At 60.4% G+C, this 17119-nt stretch carries 11 protein-coding genes; 7 read left to right on the forward strand and 4 right to left on the reverse strand.

The window, feature by feature from the left end; genetic code table 11:
• The first annotated feature begins 1 nt into the window (after nucleotide 1).
• Nucleotides 2-1492 carry a hypothetical protein gene (locus ACYVNQ_RS31660; protein WP_460908449.1) on the forward strand — a complete coding sequence of 497 codons (1491 nt, stop codon included), beginning with the start codon at nucleotides 2-4 and terminating at the stop codon, nucleotides 1490-1492.
• A 40-nt stretch (nucleotides 1493-1532) separates the two neighbouring features.
• Here ACYVNQ_RS31660 and ACYVNQ_RS31665 read toward each other — a convergent pair whose 3' ends face one another.
• Complete coding sequence (locus tag ACYVNQ_RS31665; RefSeq protein WP_460908451.1) at nucleotides 1533-2675, reverse strand: DSD1 family PLP-dependent enzyme; 1143 nt, start codon at nucleotides 2673-2675, stop codon at nucleotides 1533-1535.
• Nucleotides 2676-2939: 264 nt separating this feature from the next.
• Here ACYVNQ_RS31665 and ACYVNQ_RS31670 point away from each other — a divergent pair, with 264 nt between their 5' ends.
• Both ACYVNQ_RS31670 and ACYVNQ_RS31675 read left to right on the forward strand, forming a co-directional pair.
• Nucleotides 2940-8534 carry an AAA family ATPase gene (locus tag ACYVNQ_RS31670; RefSeq protein ID WP_460908453.1) on the forward strand — a complete coding sequence of 1865 codons (5595 nt, stop codon included), beginning with the start codon at nucleotides 2940-2942 and terminating at the stop codon, nucleotides 8532-8534.
• A 146-nt stretch (nucleotides 8535-8680) separates the two neighbouring features.
• The gene (locus ACYVNQ_RS31675) at nucleotides 8681-9724 is read left to right on the forward strand and encodes an acyltransferase family protein (protein ID WP_460908455.1); all 1044 of its coding nucleotides are present in this window, start codon (nucleotides 8681-8683) and stop codon (nucleotides 9722-9724) included.
• A 3-nt stretch (nucleotides 9725-9727) separates the two neighbouring features.
• Here the strand turns inward: ACYVNQ_RS31675 and ACYVNQ_RS31680 are convergent, their stop codons facing one another.
• Complete coding sequence (locus ACYVNQ_RS31680; RefSeq protein WP_460908457.1) at nucleotides 9728-10192, reverse strand: DUF4437 domain-containing protein; 465 nt, start codon at nucleotides 10190-10192, stop codon at nucleotides 9728-9730.
• Between the two features lie 184 nt (nucleotides 10193-10376).
• Nucleotides 10377-11849, reverse strand: a complete 1473-nt coding sequence (locus tag ACYVNQ_RS31685) for an aldehyde dehydrogenase family protein (protein WP_460908459.1) — start codon at nucleotides 11847-11849, stop codon at nucleotides 10377-10379.
• A 330-nt stretch (nucleotides 11850-12179) separates the two neighbouring features.
• Here ACYVNQ_RS31685 and ACYVNQ_RS31690 point away from each other — a divergent pair, with 330 nt between their 5' ends.
• The 4 genes from ACYVNQ_RS31690 (at nucleotide 12180) to ACYVNQ_RS31705 (ending at nucleotide 16442) form a co-directional block, all read left to right on the forward strand.
• Nucleotides 12180-13184 carry an ABC transporter substrate-binding protein gene (locus tag ACYVNQ_RS31690; protein WP_460908461.1) on the forward strand — a complete coding sequence of 335 codons (1005 nt, stop codon included), beginning with the start codon at nucleotides 12180-12182 and terminating at the stop codon, nucleotides 13182-13184.
• Between the two features lie 104 nt (nucleotides 13185-13288).
• Nucleotides 13289-14044 (forward strand): ABC transporter permease, encoded by a 756-nt coding sequence (locus ACYVNQ_RS31695; RefSeq protein ID WP_460908463.1) that lies wholly within the window; start codon nucleotides 13289-13291, stop codon nucleotides 14042-14044.
• Between the two features lie 83 nt (nucleotides 14045-14127).
• Nucleotides 14128-14847 (forward strand): ABC transporter ATP-binding protein, encoded by a 720-nt coding sequence (locus ACYVNQ_RS31700; protein WP_460908465.1) that lies wholly within the window; start codon nucleotides 14128-14130, stop codon nucleotides 14845-14847.
• Complete coding sequence (locus tag ACYVNQ_RS31705; protein ID WP_460908468.1) at nucleotides 14847-16442, forward strand: GMC family oxidoreductase; 1596 nt, start codon at nucleotides 14847-14849, stop codon at nucleotides 16440-16442. Before ACYVNQ_RS31700 ends, ACYVNQ_RS31705 begins: the two co-directional genes overlap by 1 nt.
• 93 nt (nucleotides 16443-16535) lie before the next feature.
• On the opposite strand, the gene ACYVNQ_RS31710 is transcribed toward ACYVNQ_RS31705, so the two are convergent.
• On the reverse strand, nucleotides 16536-17087 hold the full coding sequence (locus ACYVNQ_RS31710; protein ID WP_460908471.1) for a hypothetical protein: 552 nt from the start codon (nucleotides 17085-17087) through the stop codon (nucleotides 16536-16538).
• Between the last annotated feature and the right edge of the window lie 32 nt (nucleotides 17088-17119).

The raw sequence follows: 17119 nt of genomic DNA on the forward strand, positions 1-17119 counted from the left end.
CATGACTTTCAAGATCGGGAATGTCGCTCTGACCGCATGGTCGTTAAATACCGCCACCTATGCCGCGCTGAAGCCGTATGTGGCCACCATCGACAAGTTTCTGACGCCGAAGGTAATCGTACAATTCGACACGGTCCAGAACGCGGTGACAGCGCTAGCCGATCAAGCTGCGCTGGTTGCGTTCAGGTTTGAGAGGGAAGGCAAGCCGCTCGCGCCAGTCACGATGAGCATCGCCCAATGCGTCAACGCGGTCGAGCACGCGGTGTCGAAGAGTGCCTATAACGAAATATTGACCGCGGCCGATGCCAAAGGTGCAAGCGTATTCACCGCTGCACTCAAAAACAATAAGGCAAGCTTCGCAGCAGTGACATGCGTGTTCTTCTATCAGGCGGCGTTTATGTCCGGCGATCAGTTTGCAGTCGGCGCGGCGCTTGCGCACGACGCGACCTCGCGTCTGATCCTCTTTTTCAGCGAGAACGAGATCGCCGCGGCGAAGCGCCTCGTGACGTTCTACGCGGCGTCCTGCGGGGTTCCGGCTAGCCGCTTGCTGCCCGTTCAGGTCGACAGCTCAAGAGCGGCTTGCGACACCTGCGAAGGGGTCGTCGATGCACGCATCAATTCGTTAGCCTACCCGACCATTGCGGATGCAAAGCTCCAGTTCCTGACCTCGATTCCACGAAAGCTCGCGATGCTCTGTCCGGTGGGTGGCGCTACCACCACGGTCGCGGCGTCAGTGCTCGTGGGGGACGGCAAAGAAAACATCGCCAAATGGGCCAACGTCGATCCGAACAAAAATCGCTACTGGGGATACCGCATCGACAAATTTCTCAATCGGAAAGGTGTCGAGAAAGACCAGAAATATGTAATTGTGTGGACCCGCTTCAGCGGAGCAGACGGTGGCGCTCACCCAGAACTGGATGACACGTGGACGGGTTTGATTCAGGTCTGCGATGCCTTGTTGAAGAAGCGGCTCAACGTGATCGTAGTGGGACGTCCCCGCTCCAATACCACCATCGAGCGCGAGCTTGGCGTTCCGGTTGCAGAGTGCATGCGTGCAGTCGGTGCAGGGGCTGTAGGCACCTTTGATATCTGGGGCGAGTACTGGAAGCTCGAAAACGGCAGCCCCAACAAGAAGATCATCGGGCCGAACCGGGCTGCCGAGTATGCGATCTTTCTTCGCATGTGCGGCGAAGTGTGGAATTGCGGCATCGTTCACCTCGGCATGCGTAGCGGTGCCATGGACGCTGCTGCGCTACTGGGTATGCGAACGCGCTTCATCGAAGATGTGGGAAACAGGCAGATCGCGCGAACCACGAAATGGACCGGCGATGACAACAGCAATGCGTTGTACCAGCGAATTCCTGTCAAAGAGCTGTCCGCGCGAGCGCCTACGCCAAGGAGAGTACCCGGCGCGTCTGGCAGACAGCGATCCACTTACCTCGCTGAAGACGTGGAACTGATCGTTCGCAGCGTTGAGAGTGCGCTGGCTTGATGGCAGGCAGTTTCAAACCGCCTGACGCTGCGACCGCTGTTCACCAGCCGTGAAAGCGGGCCCATACAGCAAGTTCCCCGCTCGCTTCCTGCGCGTGATACTCGGGGAACTGCGCGCCTGTCGCGCAAGCATGATTGGGGAGAATGCGCAGCCGCGTGCCGACCGGAAAGCGGGCTTCGAGGTCGACGTCGCGGGTTGCGGAGTCGGCATCGGCGCGCGCCAGAATACCGTGTTCCTGGTTGGCGGCAATCAGCAGGTAGCCATCCAGCGGGGCGCCATCGAGTGTGCAGGGCAGTCCGTAGCCGAAATCTCGTGATTGCTTCGATGTTCCGCGATCGCGGCTCATCGCCATCCAGCCGGCGTCGACGATCACCCAGCCTTTGTCGTGCTGGTGACCGATGACGGTGGTCAGCACGCTAAGCGCGATGTCGTCGACCGCACATACGCCGACGTTGTGCATCACCAGATCGAAGAATGCGTAGACGCCGGCGCGGACCTCGGTGACGCCATCCAGGCTGCGTGCGGCGAGTGCAGTCGGCGTCGAGCCGACACTGACGGCTTCGCATTGAATGCCGGCGTCGCGCAGGCGTTGCGCGGCGCGCACACAGCCTGCGCGTTCCTGCTCCGCGAGTGCCGCCAGGGCTTCCTGTGTGTTCAGGTCATAGCTCGAGCCAGCATGCGTGATGACGCCGCCAACCTCGACGCCGCCTGCCTGCAGAATGCGGCCGATTTGCAGCAATGCATCTTCGTCAGGTTTGATGCCGGAGCGGTGTCCGTCGGTGTCTACTTCGATCCACACTTCGAACGGTTCACCGGCGGTTTGGCAGAACGCCACGATGCCCGTCGCGGCGCTTGCATTGTCGACGATGATCTTCAGACCGCATCCCTGTTTCCTGAGCGCCATCACGCGAGGCAGCCTGGACGGAACGATACTGACCGCGTAGAGGATATCTGTGATGCCTGCCGCGAAGAAGGCTTCCGCTTCTTTCAGCGTAGAAACCGTAATGCCCTGTGCTCCGGCGGCTATCTGCGCCTCGACGACATCGACGCATTTCGAGGTCTTCACGTGAGGCCGGAATTTCACGCCCAGCGCGTTTATGTGCGCCTGCATCGCGGCGATGTTCCTGTTCATGCGACGCACGTCGATGATGGCCGCGGGTGTATCGAGTGAATCGAGCGTCATGTTATCGGGGCTCATGGTCACGAAATACAGAATAAGGATTCGTAGGATAAAACAACTGCTATCGCCAGACGAAAGATTTCCCGCCCCAATGCTCGGACATACCAGGCTTGAAAATATTAACGACCGAGTAGACTAGTCGTCAGGTCGCTGCGCATCACGCAGTGATGATCGGGCCACACGCAGCCGGGCCCGCACTTCAGGTAACAGGGGAAACGCAACACACAGGTTTCAGACATCGTCGCCGGGCGGGAAAAAGAGGGCGAAATGACTTTCGAGAACTGTCAGATTCTTGAGCGGATCGGCACGACAGCGGGCTCGGACCTCCATCGTGGCCGCTTGATGGATGGAACGTCGGTGCTGTTGAAACTCGCTGCGGAAAACGTCAACGCAGCGCAATCCGCTCGCCTGAAGCGCGAATACCTGCTGCTGCAATCGCTCGATGTCGTGGGCATCGCCAGACCCCTCGCGCTGATCGAAGAGCATGGTGGCTCGGCCTTGATCCTGGAAGACTTCGCCGGCGAGTTGTTCGAAGCCGTTCTGGCTCGCGAGCCGCGCATGGACGTCGCGCTTTGCCTGCGCATCGGCCACCATCTTGCCGATGCGTTGGCGGGAATCGATGCCGCGCGCGTCATCCACCGCGATATCCGGCCCGCCAATATTCTGGTCGAGCTTGCGACTGGCCGGGTTCTGCTGGTGGATTTCAGCATGGCGACGGCGAGGGAAGCCGACACCGTCTCGACGAGAGACACCAGCGCGCCCGCAGGCGATTGGGCTTACGTGTCCCCCGAGCAAACCGGCCGGATGAATCGTCCAGTCGACTACCGGACCGATTGTTATTCGGTCGGCGTGTTGCTCTATCGGATGCTGACCGGGCAGTTGCCATTTCAGGCGAACGATCCGCTGGAGTGGACGCACTGCCATATCGCCCGCATGCCGGTACTGCCGGCCGAGGTCACGGCTGAAGTACCCCAGCCGCTCTCCGATATCGTGATGAAGCTGCTGGCCAAGCTGCCGGAAGACCGCTACCAGAGTGCTCACGGGCTACGTGCCGACCTCGACCGGTGTCTCGCGCAATGGCAGGCGTCGGGTCGAATCGAGCCGTTCCCGCTCGGCACGGAGGATAGGCCTGAGCGCTTCCAGGTGCCGCACCGACTGTACGGGCGCGACGCCGAGGTCGAGCGGCTATTCGGCGCGTTCGAGCGCATGGCCGCCACCGGGCAAGCCGCGCTGGCCACCGTCTCGGGGTACTCGGGCATCGGTAAGTCGGCGCTGGTCGACGCGTTGCGCAAGCCGATTTTCGCCAGGCATGGCTATTTCATTGCCGGCAAGTTCGATCAATATCAGCGCGATGTGCCCTATGCCACCCTCACACAGGCGTTTCGCGAACTGGTGCAGCAACTGCTAGCCGAAAGCGAGGCGCGCATCGCCGGCTGGCGGCAGCAGATCCTGGCCGCAGTCGGCGTCAACGGTCAGCTGATTGTCGATGTGCTGCCGCAGGTCGGGTTGATCATCGGCCCGCAACAGCCGGTGCCGGCGTTGCCGCCGTCTGACGCGCAAAACCGCTTCCGCATGGTGTTCCGGCAATTCGTCACGGTATTCACCAGCGAAGAGCACCCGCTGGTTATTTTCCTCGACGACCTGCAGTGGATCGATGCGGCGAGCCTCGCATTGATCGGACACCTGCTCACGCACCCGGATACGCAGTATCTGCTGCTGATCGGCGCCTACCGCGACAACGAAGTGAGCGTGTCGCATCCGTTAATGACCGTGTTCGAGACGATTCGCCGTAGTGGCACACCGGTCATCGACCTTCGGCTCGCGCCGCTGACGGTCGTGCATCTGAATCAACTGGTAGCCGACACGCTTCATGCGCCACCCGACACGCACGAGCCGCTTACGCAACTGGTCTGCGAGCGCACCCAGGGGAACCCGTTCTTCTTCATTCAGTTCCTCGATGCGTTGCACAAAGAGGGACTGCTGCGGCGTGATGCACAACTTCGGGGCTGGCAGTGGGATCTCGCCCAGATCAAGGCGAAGGACTTTGCCGACAACGTCGTCGACCTGATGGTGAGCAAGCTGCGGCAACTGCCGGGCGCGGCGCAGGAAGCGCTGAAGCTGGCCGCGTGCCTCGGCAATACATTCGACCTGCGCTATCTCGAACTGGTCGGCGGACATGGAGCCGCCGAGGTACGGCAAGGTCTGAGCGCCGGCGAGTTCGAGCAAGGCCTGGCGGCGGCCGCGCGGGCAAGCCTGATTGTTCGCAACGACGGCGCCGGCAAGTTTCTGCATGACCGGATCCAGCAGGCCGCCTATTCGCTGATTCCCGAAGCGGACCGCGCCGAAGTTCATCTCGGCATTGGCCGCGTGCTGCTGGCGAGTATGACGGCAGACGAGCTCGCCGAGCATGTGTTCGATGTCGCGAACCAGTTCAACCGGGGCGCAGCACTGCTCGTCGATCGCGACGAGAAAGCACAAGTGGCGGCGCTTGATCTGCGTGCCGGACATCGGGCCAAGGTCTCGGCAGCGTATGCGTCGGCGTGCGTTTATCTGACGGCCGGCATGGCGCTGCTCGACGACAGCGATTGGGACCGCCGGTACGAGCTGATGTTCAGCTTGTGGCTCGAGCGCGTGGAATGCGCGTTTCTGACCGGCGACTTTGCCCGGGCCGAGCACCTGATTGCGGAGCTGCTGCCGCGGGGGCAATCGAAAGTCGACGTGGCCGCCGTCTATGAACGGAAGGTCCTGCTTCATATCGTGAAGTCGGAAAACGCGCAGGCCGTCGAGCATGCGCTCACCTGCCTGCGCCTGTTCGAGATCGACTTCGTCGCGCATCCGACCCAGCAACAGGTCGAGGCCGAATACGACACGGTCTGGCGCAACCTCGGAGCGCGACCGATCGAGAGCCTGATCGATCTGCCGTTGATGACCGATCCGAAACTGCAGGCGGCAATGCGTTTGCTGTCGATTTCGTTAGAAGCCGCCTACGTTACCGACGTCCATTTGTTTTGTCTGCTTTTGTGCCGCATGGTGAACATCAGCGTGCACCACGGGACGAGCGGCGACTGCGCGCAAGCCTACGGTTTTCTCGGCTTTACGCTCGGCCCGGTATTTCACCGCTACCGCGACGGCTATCGGTTCGCCAGGCTCGGCTACGACCTGGTGGAGAAGCACGGCCTCGTCGCTTACCGCGCAACCGTCGAGCACTCGATGGGACGTGTTTCCGTGTGGACCGAGCCGATCGCGGACGCGATCGAATTCCACCGGGCGGCGGTTCGCTCCGCGATCGAGACCGGCAATCTGACGTTCGCCTGCTACAGCACGTTTCAGGTCAACACGACGCTTTTGCTGCGCAACGATCCGCTCGACACGGTGTGGCGCGAGTCGGACAGGGGCCTGGACTTTGTGCAGAAGGCGCGGTTTCGCGACATCGCCGATGTGATCGTGGCGCAGCAACGCCTGGTGGCGACGCTGCAGGGCCGGACCGCGAATTTCTCCACGTTCAGCGACGCGCAGTTCGACGAGGTAGCGTTCGAAGCGCAGCTGACGGGAGACCGGATGACCATGATGATCTGCTGGTACTGGGTCACCAAACTGCAGGCGCGGTTTCTGGCAGGCGACTACGTCGCAGCGCTCGCGGCTTCCAGACAGGCGAAGCAACTGTTGTGGGCGCTCTTCGACCAGATCGAGTTGCTCGAGTATTTTTACTACACCGCGCTGTCGGTCGCGGCGCTTTATGAAAACGCTTCTGTTGCGGAGCAGAGCGAGTGGCGCGAACTCCTCGATACGCACCAGTTACAACTGCGCGAATGGGCCGACACGTGTCCGCCGACCTTCGCGGACAAGCACGCGTTGGTATCGGCCGAGATTGCACGCATCGAAGGGCGACACGCGGATGCGATGCGTCTGTACGAAGCGGCGATCGAAGCGGCCAGCGACGGCGGCTTCGCGCTGAACGAAGGCGTCGCCCATGAGCTGGCCGCGGGATTGTGCAGGGCCTGCGGGTGGACGACCGCCGCACGTGCCCATTTCGACGAAGCGCGCAGTTGCTTCGTGCGCCTCGGCGCACACGGCAAGGTCCGGCAACTCGACGCGCGCATGCCGCCGTTGCGCAAGGCGTCGGCGTCACGTGCTGCCGCTTCGCCCGGCGATGGCGCGCAACTGGATCTGCTGTCGGTTACCAAGGCCTCGCAGGCCATCTCTAGCCAGATCGTGCTGGAGGACCTGATCGATACGCTGATGCATATCCTGCTCGAAAATGCCGGCGCGCAGACCGGGCAGTTGCTGCTCGCGCGCGACGAGAATCTGGTTCTTGCGGCCGAAGCGAACGTGGCGCAAAAGGCGATTCACGTGCGGCAGTACCTGATCCAGCCACCGCTTGCGCTGGCCGTGCAGGGATCGGGCACGCCGAAACCGGCGTGGCCGGGCTCGGTCGTCAACTATGTTCAGCGCAGCCACGAGCGGGTGCTGCTCGACGACGCGACGCAATCCAACCCGTTTTCGGCAGACGACTATGTGATCAGCCGGCAGCCGAAGTCGGTGTTGTGCCTGCCGCTGATGCGGCGCTCCGCGTTGATCGGCCTGCTCTATCTCGAGAACAACCTGGCCACGCACGCGTTCACGCCCGAGCGCCTGAGCGTGCTGGAACTGTTGGCGTCGCAGGCTGCGATCACGCTGGAGAATGCGCGCTTGTACCGCGATCTCGCGGAACGCGAAGCGCGGATCCGGCGCCTCGTCGACGCCAACATCGTCGGGATCATCATCTTCCATCTCGAAGGCCGGATTTTCGACGCGAACGAAGCGTTCCTCCGCATGGTGAGATACGACCGCGAAGACCTCACGTCGGGGCGTATGCGCTGGACGGAGCTGACGCCACCCGAATGGCGCGAAAGCGACAAGCGGCGAATTCTCGAGCTTAAGTCCACAGGGTTCCTGCAGCCGTTCGAGAAGGAATACTTCAGGAAGGACGGCAGCCGCGCGTCAGTGCTGATTGGTCTTGCGATGTTCGAAGCGGGCGGCAGCGAGGGTGTCGGTTTCGTGCTCGATCTGACCGAGCGCAAGCGCGCGGAAGCCGAGGCACGCGAGAGCGAGCGCCGCTACCGCGAAGTGCAGATGGAACTCGCGCACCTGAATCGTGCTGCGACGATGGGGCAGCTGACGGCTTCGATTGCCCATGAAGTGCAGCAACCGATCTCCGCGACGGCCACTTTTGCTTCGGCGGCCTTGCGCTGGCTGAGTGCCAAACCGGCCAACCTGGAGGAGGTCAGGCAGACGCTCGAGTACATCGTGACCGAGGCGATGCGTGCGGGCGGCATCGTCAGCGGGATTCGCAATCTGGTCAAGAAGGCGCCGCCGCGCAAGGACTGGGTGGACATCAACGAGGCAGTCCGCGAAGTGATCGAACTGACGCAGGGCGAAGCGGCGAAGCACAAGGTTGCGGTGCTGACGGTACTGGGGGAAGGATTGCCGCTGGTGCTGGGCGATCGCGTGCAATTGCAACAGGTGATGCTCAACCTGATCGTCAATGCGATCGAAGCGATGAGCTCACGCAGCGTGGGTTCGCGCGAGCTGCGGATCAGCACGGCTGCGGATGCGTCGAACGACGTGACGATTGCGGTGCGGGACTCTGGGCCGGGCGTGCCTGCGGTGCATGTGAAGCGCGTCTTCGAGCCGTTCTATACGACGAAGGAGAATGGCCTGGGCATGGGCTTGTCGATTTGCCGTTCGATTGCCGAGGCGCACGGGGGACGACTGTGGGCGAGTGCGAACGTGCCGCGTGGCGCTGTCTTTCAACTGGTTCTGCCGCGCGGTGAAGTTCAACATGCGCCGTCTAGTGAAAACGAGGGGCTGCCGGTGGGTTGATAAAGAAGCATTCTGTGCGACGACGTACACGTGGCGTTGAGTCGGGGCATATAGACTGCCCAAACTACGACTCATCCAGTTCATATCGTCGCCGGCAAGCAAGGTTCCGATAGATGCCTGGCAAAAAAAATAGCAAGGAACCGGATGTGACCCGACTGAATTCCCTGACCGCATTGCGGGCGATTGCCGCGACGACGGTGATCTTCTTTCACCTGATGAGCCCAACTGGAACCCGCTTCGGCGAATTCGGCGTGGACATTTTCTTCGTGCTGAGCGGCTTCGTCATTGCGATGGTGATCGATGGCAAGCAGATTTCGGCACGCGAGTTCCTGATGGGCCGCTTGACCCGCATCGTCCCCGTGTACTGGCTGATGACGATTGCGCTGTTTGTTGCGGTATCTGTCAGGCCGGATCTGGTCAACTCGACCACAGCGAGCATTCCGAATCTGCTCAAGTCGCTGTTCTTCATTCCTTACCGGAAAGAAAATGGATTGATTCATCCGATGCTGTTTGTCGGCTGGTCGCTGAACTATGAGCTGCTGTTTTACATGATCTCGGGCGCGGTGCTGATCCTGTTTAGACGATACCGGTTGGCGTCGATTTCTGCGGTACTGTTGATCGTATTTGCTATTGCGAGCGAGATGCCGTTCGATGAGGTGTGGGTTGAGTTTCTGTCGCTGGCGCGCAGTCTCGAGTTTGCGCTTGGCATTGCCGCGTGGTGTATCTGGAAGCGCGATTACCGTATTCCGCATCAGCTTGCCGCGGTGGGGGTGCCGACGCTTTACTGTGGGATGGCGTACGTTGAATGGATCGGAATTACCGATTACGCGCTGCTGCGTAGTGGTATTCCATGTTTCCTGCTGTTGCTGTGTGCCACTAGCCTCGAAGCGTGGTTCGCCAATGTTGGCGTGATGAGGGTGATGATTTTCCTGGGCAACGCCAGTTACGCGACTTATCTGAGCCATTCGTTTGTCGTCGAGGCGGCGCGCAAGCTGTTGCCGGTGTATTTGCACGGATTCGAGCCGACCTCTCCGCTGGGTGTGGCGGTCGTGCTTGTCTGTGCGTTGCTCGTCGGGGCATTGATCTATTGCTTTGTCGATCGGCCGACGCAGCGCCTTGTGCGGAATTTGACGCTGCGTCGTGCTGCGAGACTCCGTATTGCTTCGAACGATGGTCCGCAGCAGGCGTGACGATCACCTGGCAGGCAGATAATCGAATGCGCCCTTCGACGTGACGAAGAATACGCACTCAGTCTGCGAGATGCACTTTGTGACGTGGCGTTCGCCACCCTTCTGATACCAGTAAGAGCCTGCCGGGAGTGGGTGGTCTTGCGCTGAGCCAGGCGGTTCATTGGCAACGACCCCGGAAATCACGACGCCGTAATACGAGTAAGAGTGGGTATGCACGCCGCTGGCAGTGCCGCCAGGCATCTTGATGTAGTTGCTGTGGGCGCCGGTTGCCGGATCGCCCCAGCCGTTGGCGATGGTCAGGCCTTCCTTGTTCTGATAGAACTTTAGTTCGGTAACCGACACGATCTTCGAGGTGTCGTTGTAGAGGTTGGAGGTTTCTCCGGCCGCCGCAGCGAGCGCAGAGGTGGTGGCCAGAATTGCGGCGGTCATCGCGACCGCAATTCGTCTGGCGTTTTTCGGTGAGTACATCGCAGTTCCTTGTGTTGATCTCCGTGATCGATGACGCGAAGTATGAACACTCACCTGAATTTCAGAAACGGGCCTTGCCAGAAGACACCATTTTCGAAACGCGAACACTGGGATGGATTACCGCGCTTTAGAAGGGGCTGGAAGCGGTTTCATCCGAACCACAGCCCCAGACAACTCATTCGGGTTAGAAAGGAAATTCCCGCTTGCCCAGTTGCATGGTGATCCACTTTACTTCGGTCATTTCAGCGATCGACGCCATTCCGCCTTCGCGTCCAAAGCCGCTATCCTTGACGCCGCCGAATGCAATATGCGGCTCATCGGAGATGGTCGTATCGTTGATGTGAACCATGCCGGACTCGGAGCGTATGGCAAACTCCATCGCCTTTTGCAGATCGTTGGTCACGATCGAAGACGATAGCCCATACGACGTGTCGTTAGCCTGCTCAAGCGCCGCTTCGAAATCGCTTGCGTTGTAGATCGACGTGACCGGCCCGAAGGATTCTTCGTCGTACAGGCGCATGCTGGAGGTGACACCGGTCACGACCGTGGGTTTCCAGTAGGGTCCTTCGTGCGTACCACCGCATAGCACGCGGGCTCCCTTTTCCACCGCGTCCGATAGCTGCGCCTCGATGAAGCCGGACTGGCTTTCCCTGATCAACGGACCCACGACGGTTGCCGGATCGCGCGGGTCGCCCACCACGATGCTCTTCGCCTTGCGCACGAATGCCTCGCAAAAGCGCTCATACAGAGGTGCTTCGACAATGATCCTCGAACTGGCCATGCACACCTGGCCTTGATGAAAGAACACGCCGAATGCGGCTGCATCGACGGCATAGTCGAGATCGGCGTCCGCGAGGATCACGATCGGGCTCTTGCCGCCCAACTCGAGCGTGACGCGCTTCATGTGCTTGCCCGCTTCTGCGGCGATCTTCTTGCCGACCTTGCAGGAGCCCGTGAAGGTGATCATCCGCACGCGCGGGTCGGAGACGAGTTTCTCTCCGACGATCTCGGCTGAACCCGGAATCACATTGAACACGCCCGGCGGGAAGCCGACAGCGTGAAAGAGCTCAGCGATTTTCAGCCCACTTAGTGGCGCCAACTCGGATGGCTTCAACACAAACGTATTGCCAGCCGCCAATGCGAACGCGATCTTCTTCATCGACAACAACAGCGGTGAATTGAAAGGCGCGATACCGGCCACGACACCGAGCGGTTGCCGGATCGTCATGCTGATCTGTCCTGCCGTGCTCATCGGGTAGGTGTCGCCGTGAGCGTGACGAATGCATGCCGCCGCCGAACGCAGACACTCGACCGCATAGCCCACTTCCCACGGCGCCTTGAGCAAGGTCGAGCCGGTCTCTGCGATCAGCAGATCGACGATCTCATCCTTTTTCTCTGCGATCAGTGTCGCCGCGTCGAGCAGCAGGGCCTCGCGTTGTCCCGCAAGCATCTTTCCCCATGAGACGCGTGCACGGTGAGCCGCTGCGATCGCATCCTCGACATCCGCGGCGCCGGCCTGCGCCACCGTCGCGAAGACCTGGCCTGTCGCTGGATTGAAGTCGTCGGCTGTTTCAGCATCGCTGCCGGTTCGCCAGGCGCCGTCGATATACATCGGAACCACTTTGGTTGGATTGTCGTGCGCAGTTATAGGAGCCATGGGGGTCGTCGGAAGAAGGAACGTGCGCAGGCTCGATGCAACCTCTATGCCAATGGAAAGTCGACCTCCGCCAGATGAGTGGTGCACCACACGGTCACCGAAATGCACCGAGGTGCACGAGCGGCGTGCGCTGTACCAGGGCTTTTCCGCCAACGTGGTGCGCGGTGCGCGGCGCCGATCGGGGGCATCGCGCATCGTTGCGCGGGGCTAATCTGGCGCGTCGTCATTCTCCATAAGGGGAGTCGAATCTGTCGATGCCGTTGCCGACATTCCGGCACGATGTTTGCGGTACACCACGGATTATTGGCGCATCCTCAAAACGGAGAAGAAATGGCTGCTTGGTCTGCTGTCAATCGCTGGTCACTCGCCGCTATCGCGGCCTTCATGTTGGTCAACGGCACTGCCGCGGGGGCAGCGACGATTCCGGACAAGGCCGAAGCTGGGTCTGTGCGGATGGCAGTCGATCCTTGGCTTGGCTATGGTCCGTGGCATATCGCGCAGGCCCAAGGATTCTTCAAGGCGAATGGTTTGAGCGATGTTCAGCTTGTGAACTTCAACGAGGACAAAGACCGTGCTGCGGCGATCGCGGGTGGTCAGGTAGATGTCGCCAGCATTCCCACGCACACGGCGTTACTGCTCGCACAAAGCGGCGTGAAACTGAAGATCATCTTGCTGCTGGACTTTAGCCTTAGCGCCGATGCGATCGCCTCCGACAAGATCAGCTCGTTTGCGCAGATCAAGGGGCAATCGGTTGCGTACGAGGAAGGCTCGACCAGCGACATCCTGTTGAACTACGCGCTCGCGCAGCAAGGCCTGACGATCAACGACATCAAGAAGGTGCCGATGCCGGCGGCCCAGGCGGGCGCTGCGCTGATCGCCGGACAGGTGCCGGTATCGGTGACGTATGAGCCGTACCTGACCTCGGCGATGAACCAGAACAAGAAGATCAAGTTGATCTATTCGGCAGGCAAGGATCCGGGACTCGTCAGCGACGTACTGGTCGCCACCGACGACGCGCTGCAGAAACACCCCGGCCAAGTGCTCGCACTGGTGAAGTCGTGGGGGCAGGGGCTGCAGTACTACCGTGCGAACCAGCAAGCGGGCCGCGCGATCATCGCGAAGGCCGTGGGCAGTTCGCCGGCTGAGCTGGCGTCGGCTTTCGATGGCGTCCAGTTCTATTCGATTGCCGAGAACAACGCGCATCTTTCCGGCGACTTTGCGACGAAGACCCTGGTTGACGTAGACAAGGCTGCGGTGGCTGCGAAGATCCTGACCGGCCCAGTTCCGACCACCGGCATGATCGATGATTCCTTCGTGGCCAAGGCAGCCAAATGAATTGGTTTGCACGCTCGAACGCAGCGAGTCCCCTGATTTCGGGCGCCACACGGCAAGCCAACCCGTCGCGGCGTAGGCGGCAATCGCCCAGGCACATGGGGCGGATGCGTTATGCCGCGATCGGCGCTTGCGCCTTCGTGGCGATCGGGTGCGTGTGGTGGGTGATTTCGGGAGCGGGCTTCGTCAAGCCGCTCTTCCTGCCTTCGCCCGATCGGGTGGTCCAGCGTCTGATCCAGTTGGCCGCCGATGGCGATCTCGTGCAGGATCTGTCGATCAGCGCGCTGCGCATCTTTGTGGCGTTCGCGATGTCGTGCGTGCTGGCGATACCGCTCGGTATTCTGATGGGCACGTCGCGTTTTGCCGAGGCGGTCATCGAACCTGTGACCAACTTTATCCGGTATATGCCGGTGGTGGCGTTCATTCCGCTCACTATTCTGTGGACGGGTACTGGTGAATTCCAGAAGTATCTGATTATCTGGATCGGCACTTTCTTTCAGCAGATCCTGATGGTGCAGGACAGCGTCAAACGTGTACCGGGCGAGTTGATCGATGTCGGCCGTACGCTTGAGATGCCGGGGCGCGACATCATGCTGCGTATCGTGCTGCCGTGCGCGGCGCCGGGTATCTGGGACTCGATGCGTATCTCTATCGGTTGGGCGTGGTCGTGGTTGGTGCTGGCGGAACTGGTCGCCGCGACTTCCGGGCTAGGCTATCGCATCACCGTTGCGCAGCGCTATTTCCAGACCGATACGATCATTGCCTATGTGTTGCTGCTGGGTTTGCTTGGGCTTATCACGGACCAGATCATGAAGGTATTGTCGCGTCGCATGTTCGGCTATGCGCAGGGAGCGCGGCGATGACTTATGCAAAGCTCAAGGTGGAAGGGGTATCGAAGGTATTCGTGCAGGGCCGCAACGAATGGCGCGCGATCGACGATATCAACATGACGCTCGATGAGAATGAGTTCGTTGCGCTGGTCGGTGCGTCGGGGTGCGGCAAGAGTACGTTGCTGTCGATTATTGCTGGTCTGCAAGACGCATGCGCTGGTGTGATTCTCGTCGATGGTGTGCCGATCGATGGTCCAGGGCGTGATCGCGGCGTTGTGTTCCAGAGTTATACGCTGATGCCTTGGCTCACCGCGCAGGAGAATGTGGCGTTTGCGTTGCGTGCGGCAGGGTGGAGCAAGAAGGACGCGCGTGATGTGGCGAAGGAACATATTGCGCTGGTTGGTCTTGAGCGTTTTGCGGACCGCTTGCCTGGTCAGTTATCAGGCGGGATGAAGCAACGCGTTGCGATTGCCCGCGCGTTGTCGTACCGGCCGAAGATCCTGCTGATGGACGAGCCGTTCGGTGCGCTTGATGCGCTGACGCGGCGGCATATGCAGGAACTGCTGACGTCGATCTGGGAAAAGCATCGGTTGACCGTGCTGTTCGTCACGCATGACGTGGAGGAGGCGGTGTTTCTTGCTGATCGCGTCATCGTGATGAGCAATCAGCCGGGGCGGATCAAGGAAGTGATTCCGGTCGATATCGCGCGTCCGCGGGTGGGGGACGTGTTCTCGGCTCCCGAATTTGCGGAGCCGCATCGACGTGTGCTGAAAAGCATTCGGGAGGAGTCGCTCAAGCTTGCTGCGTTGGATGGGGCCATCGTTCAGGATCATTGATGACTACGCTTGAGGCTGGGAGCCGTGGCGCGCTGGCGTCGCACTACGATTTTATTGTCTGCGGTGGCGGTGCCGCTGGTGGCGTGGTGGCGCGGCGGCTGGCCGAAGCGCAGGACGCCACCGTGTTGCTGGTGGAAGCAGGAGGCGACGAGCGGATCGATGCTGTGCGAGATTCGACCGTCTGGATGTCGAACATCGATACGGAGCGCGACTGGCGTTTTCTCGCGGAGCCATCGAGCGCGTTGAATGGGCGGAGCCCGGCACTGCCGATGGGAAAAGTGCTGGGTGGTGGTTCCAGTATTAACGGCCTTATCTGGGCGCGCGGGCACAAGCATGATTTCGACTATTGGGCTGCGGAAGCGGGTGACGCCCGATGGTCGTATGAGTCGGTGGTCGGGTTCTACAAGCGTATCGAGAAGTGGACAGGACCGGATGAGCACGATCTGCGTGGGCGCGACGGGCTTATGGAGATATCGTTGCCAGTACGGCCAGTGCCGGTGGCCGAGGCGCTTGTAGAAGCTGGCGCTGCGTTTGGTATTCCACGGGCTGTCGATCTGAACGGCAAAACGATGGAAGGCGACGGCGGCTGCGGCATTCCTAATGTCACCGTGCGTGGCGAGCGGGAGCGGGTGTCGGTGGCAAGTGCTTATGTGCGGCCGTTTATCGGGCGGCTAAACCTGACCGTTGCGCTTCATTCCCGTGTTGACCGGCTGTGCATGCAGGGTAAGCGCGTGACCGGTGTCGAATTGACGCTGGCCGATGGAAGCGCGGTGACGATCAAGGCGAACCGGGAGGTCATCCTGTCGGCTGGCGCGATCAATACGCCGAAAATCCTGATGCTTTCGGGGATCGGGGATGAGGTGCAACTCAAGGCTCATGCGATTGATGTGGTTCAGCATCTTCCCGGCGTTGGTCGCAATTTTCAGGATCACATTCTGGTGGCCGGCTGCGTTTGGGAATATGTGACGCCTGAACCGCCACGCAATAACTCCGCTGAATTCACGTTTTTTTGCAAGAGCGATGCGGCGCTTGCTACGCCGGATCTGCAGCCGGTGCTTGAGGAGTGTGCGTTCGGTAGCGAGATTACGCGGGCGCAGTATGGGTTGCCGAGCGATCCGTCTGTGGCGTGGACGCTTGCGCCGGGGTTGGTGCGGCCGGAAAGCCGCGGTTATGTCGCGCTAACGGGGAAGCGGGCTGATGATCGGGTTGCGATTCACGCGACCTTTCTGAGCGATGAACGGGATATTACGGCGCTTGTTAAGGCGATAGAAATATGCCGTGAGATTGGTAATTCGCCGTTGTTGCGGCCGTTTGTCCGGCGCGAGTTGATGCCGGGGCCGTTAAGGGGTGAAGCGCTGGTGACATTTCTTAGAAACGCCGCGGGTACGTATTTTCATCAGACTGGCACGGCGAAGATGGGCCGCGATGCGATGTCGGTGGTCGATGCTCAGTTGAAGGTGTATGGCATCGACGGCTTGCGGATTGCCGATGGGTCAATCATGCCTGCTATCACGACTGGTAATACGATGGCGCCTTGCGTGATGATTGGGGAACAGGCGGCGGATTTGATCCGGCGTGAGCATGGTGTTGGGTAGGGGTTGTGGACCTTCGCGGGGCTGTGCGCTCGATGTCAACGCGCCTGTCTGCCGTTGACAACGAGCGTCAATATCAGGGTGCGACGTCTCTTCCTATGCGCTGACGATTAGCGTGAAGTAGCCAGCTTCCAGACTCGTATCTTCTGATACTGCAGTGATGATGGCGTTCGGATTGCTGGTCTGGACGGTGTCCGTCGTGATGCCGTTGATCACCGCGTAGACGACATACACATTGCCGACCGTGAGCGTTTCGGTCCGAAAGGAGTCTTCAACCACGACGTTTTGCAGTGGCAGGTCATTTTTCGATAACGTGAAAGTCACGGGGCCGATGGTGGTCTTCTGGAAGACAAACTGGTCGGCAGTGGGACTATTCCCAACCTTTACTTCGAAGTCGTAGGTGCCTTGCTGGGCATTCTGCTTGACCTGAGCGAGGAAACTCATAGGGCCGGTTACCGCTACCGGGGCGGTGGTATACGTGTTGCCGTCGATGATTGTGGCGGCAGCCACTTGGTAGGTGTCTTCAAGCGGTACTAGCAATTCAGCTTCCGGCGCGATGCCGGGTAGGCGGGCGATGATCTGCTCTCCCCTGGCTGCTACGAATTGGGCAATGTAAGAGGTCTGGTTCTTAAAGGTAAGTGCGCTCATTCTTTGGTCCCGATAATAGATCGACTGTTTTT

The sequence above is a fragment of the Paraburkholderia jirisanensis genome (assembly GCF_054782355.1).

Bases quoted from the DNA above. Each gene is read 5' to 3' on its own strand.
- ACYVNQ_RS31685 (WP_460908459.1), bottom strand. From the start codon at position 11,849: ATGGCTCCTATAACTGCGCACGACAATCCAACCAAAGTGGTTCCGATG.
- ACYVNQ_RS31690 (WP_460908461.1), top strand. From the start codon at position 12,180: ATGGCTGCTTGGTCTGCTGTCAATCGCTGGTCACTCGCCGCTATCGCG.
- ACYVNQ_RS31695 (WP_460908463.1), top strand. From the start codon at position 13,289: ATGCGTTATGCCGCGATCGGCGCTTGCGCCTTCGTGGCGATCGGGTGC.
- ACYVNQ_RS31665 (WP_460908451.1), bottom strand. From the start codon at position 2,675: ATGACGCTCGATTCACTCGATACACCCGCGGCCATCATCGACGTGCGT.
- ACYVNQ_RS31710 (WP_460908471.1), bottom strand. From the start codon at position 17,087: ATGAGCGCACTTACCTTTAAGAACCAGACCTCTTACATTGCCCAATTC.
- ACYVNQ_RS31705 (WP_460908468.1), top strand. From the start codon at position 14,847: ATGACTACGCTTGAGGCTGGGAGCCGTGGCGCGCTGGCGTCGCACTAC.
- ACYVNQ_RS31680 (WP_460908457.1), bottom strand. From the start codon at position 10,192: ATGTACTCACCGAAAAACGCCAGACGAATTGCGGTCGCGATGACCGCC.
- ACYVNQ_RS31670 (WP_460908453.1), top strand. From the start codon at position 2,940: ATGACTTTCGAGAACTGTCAGATTCTTGAGCGGATCGGCACGACAGCG.
- ACYVNQ_RS31700 (WP_460908465.1), top strand. From the start codon at position 14,128: ATGACGCTCGATGAGAATGAGTTCGTTGCGCTGGTCGGTGCGTCGGGG.
- ACYVNQ_RS31660 (WP_460908449.1), top strand. From the start codon at position 2: ATGACTTTCAAGATCGGGAATGTCGCTCTGACCGCATGGTCGTTAAAT.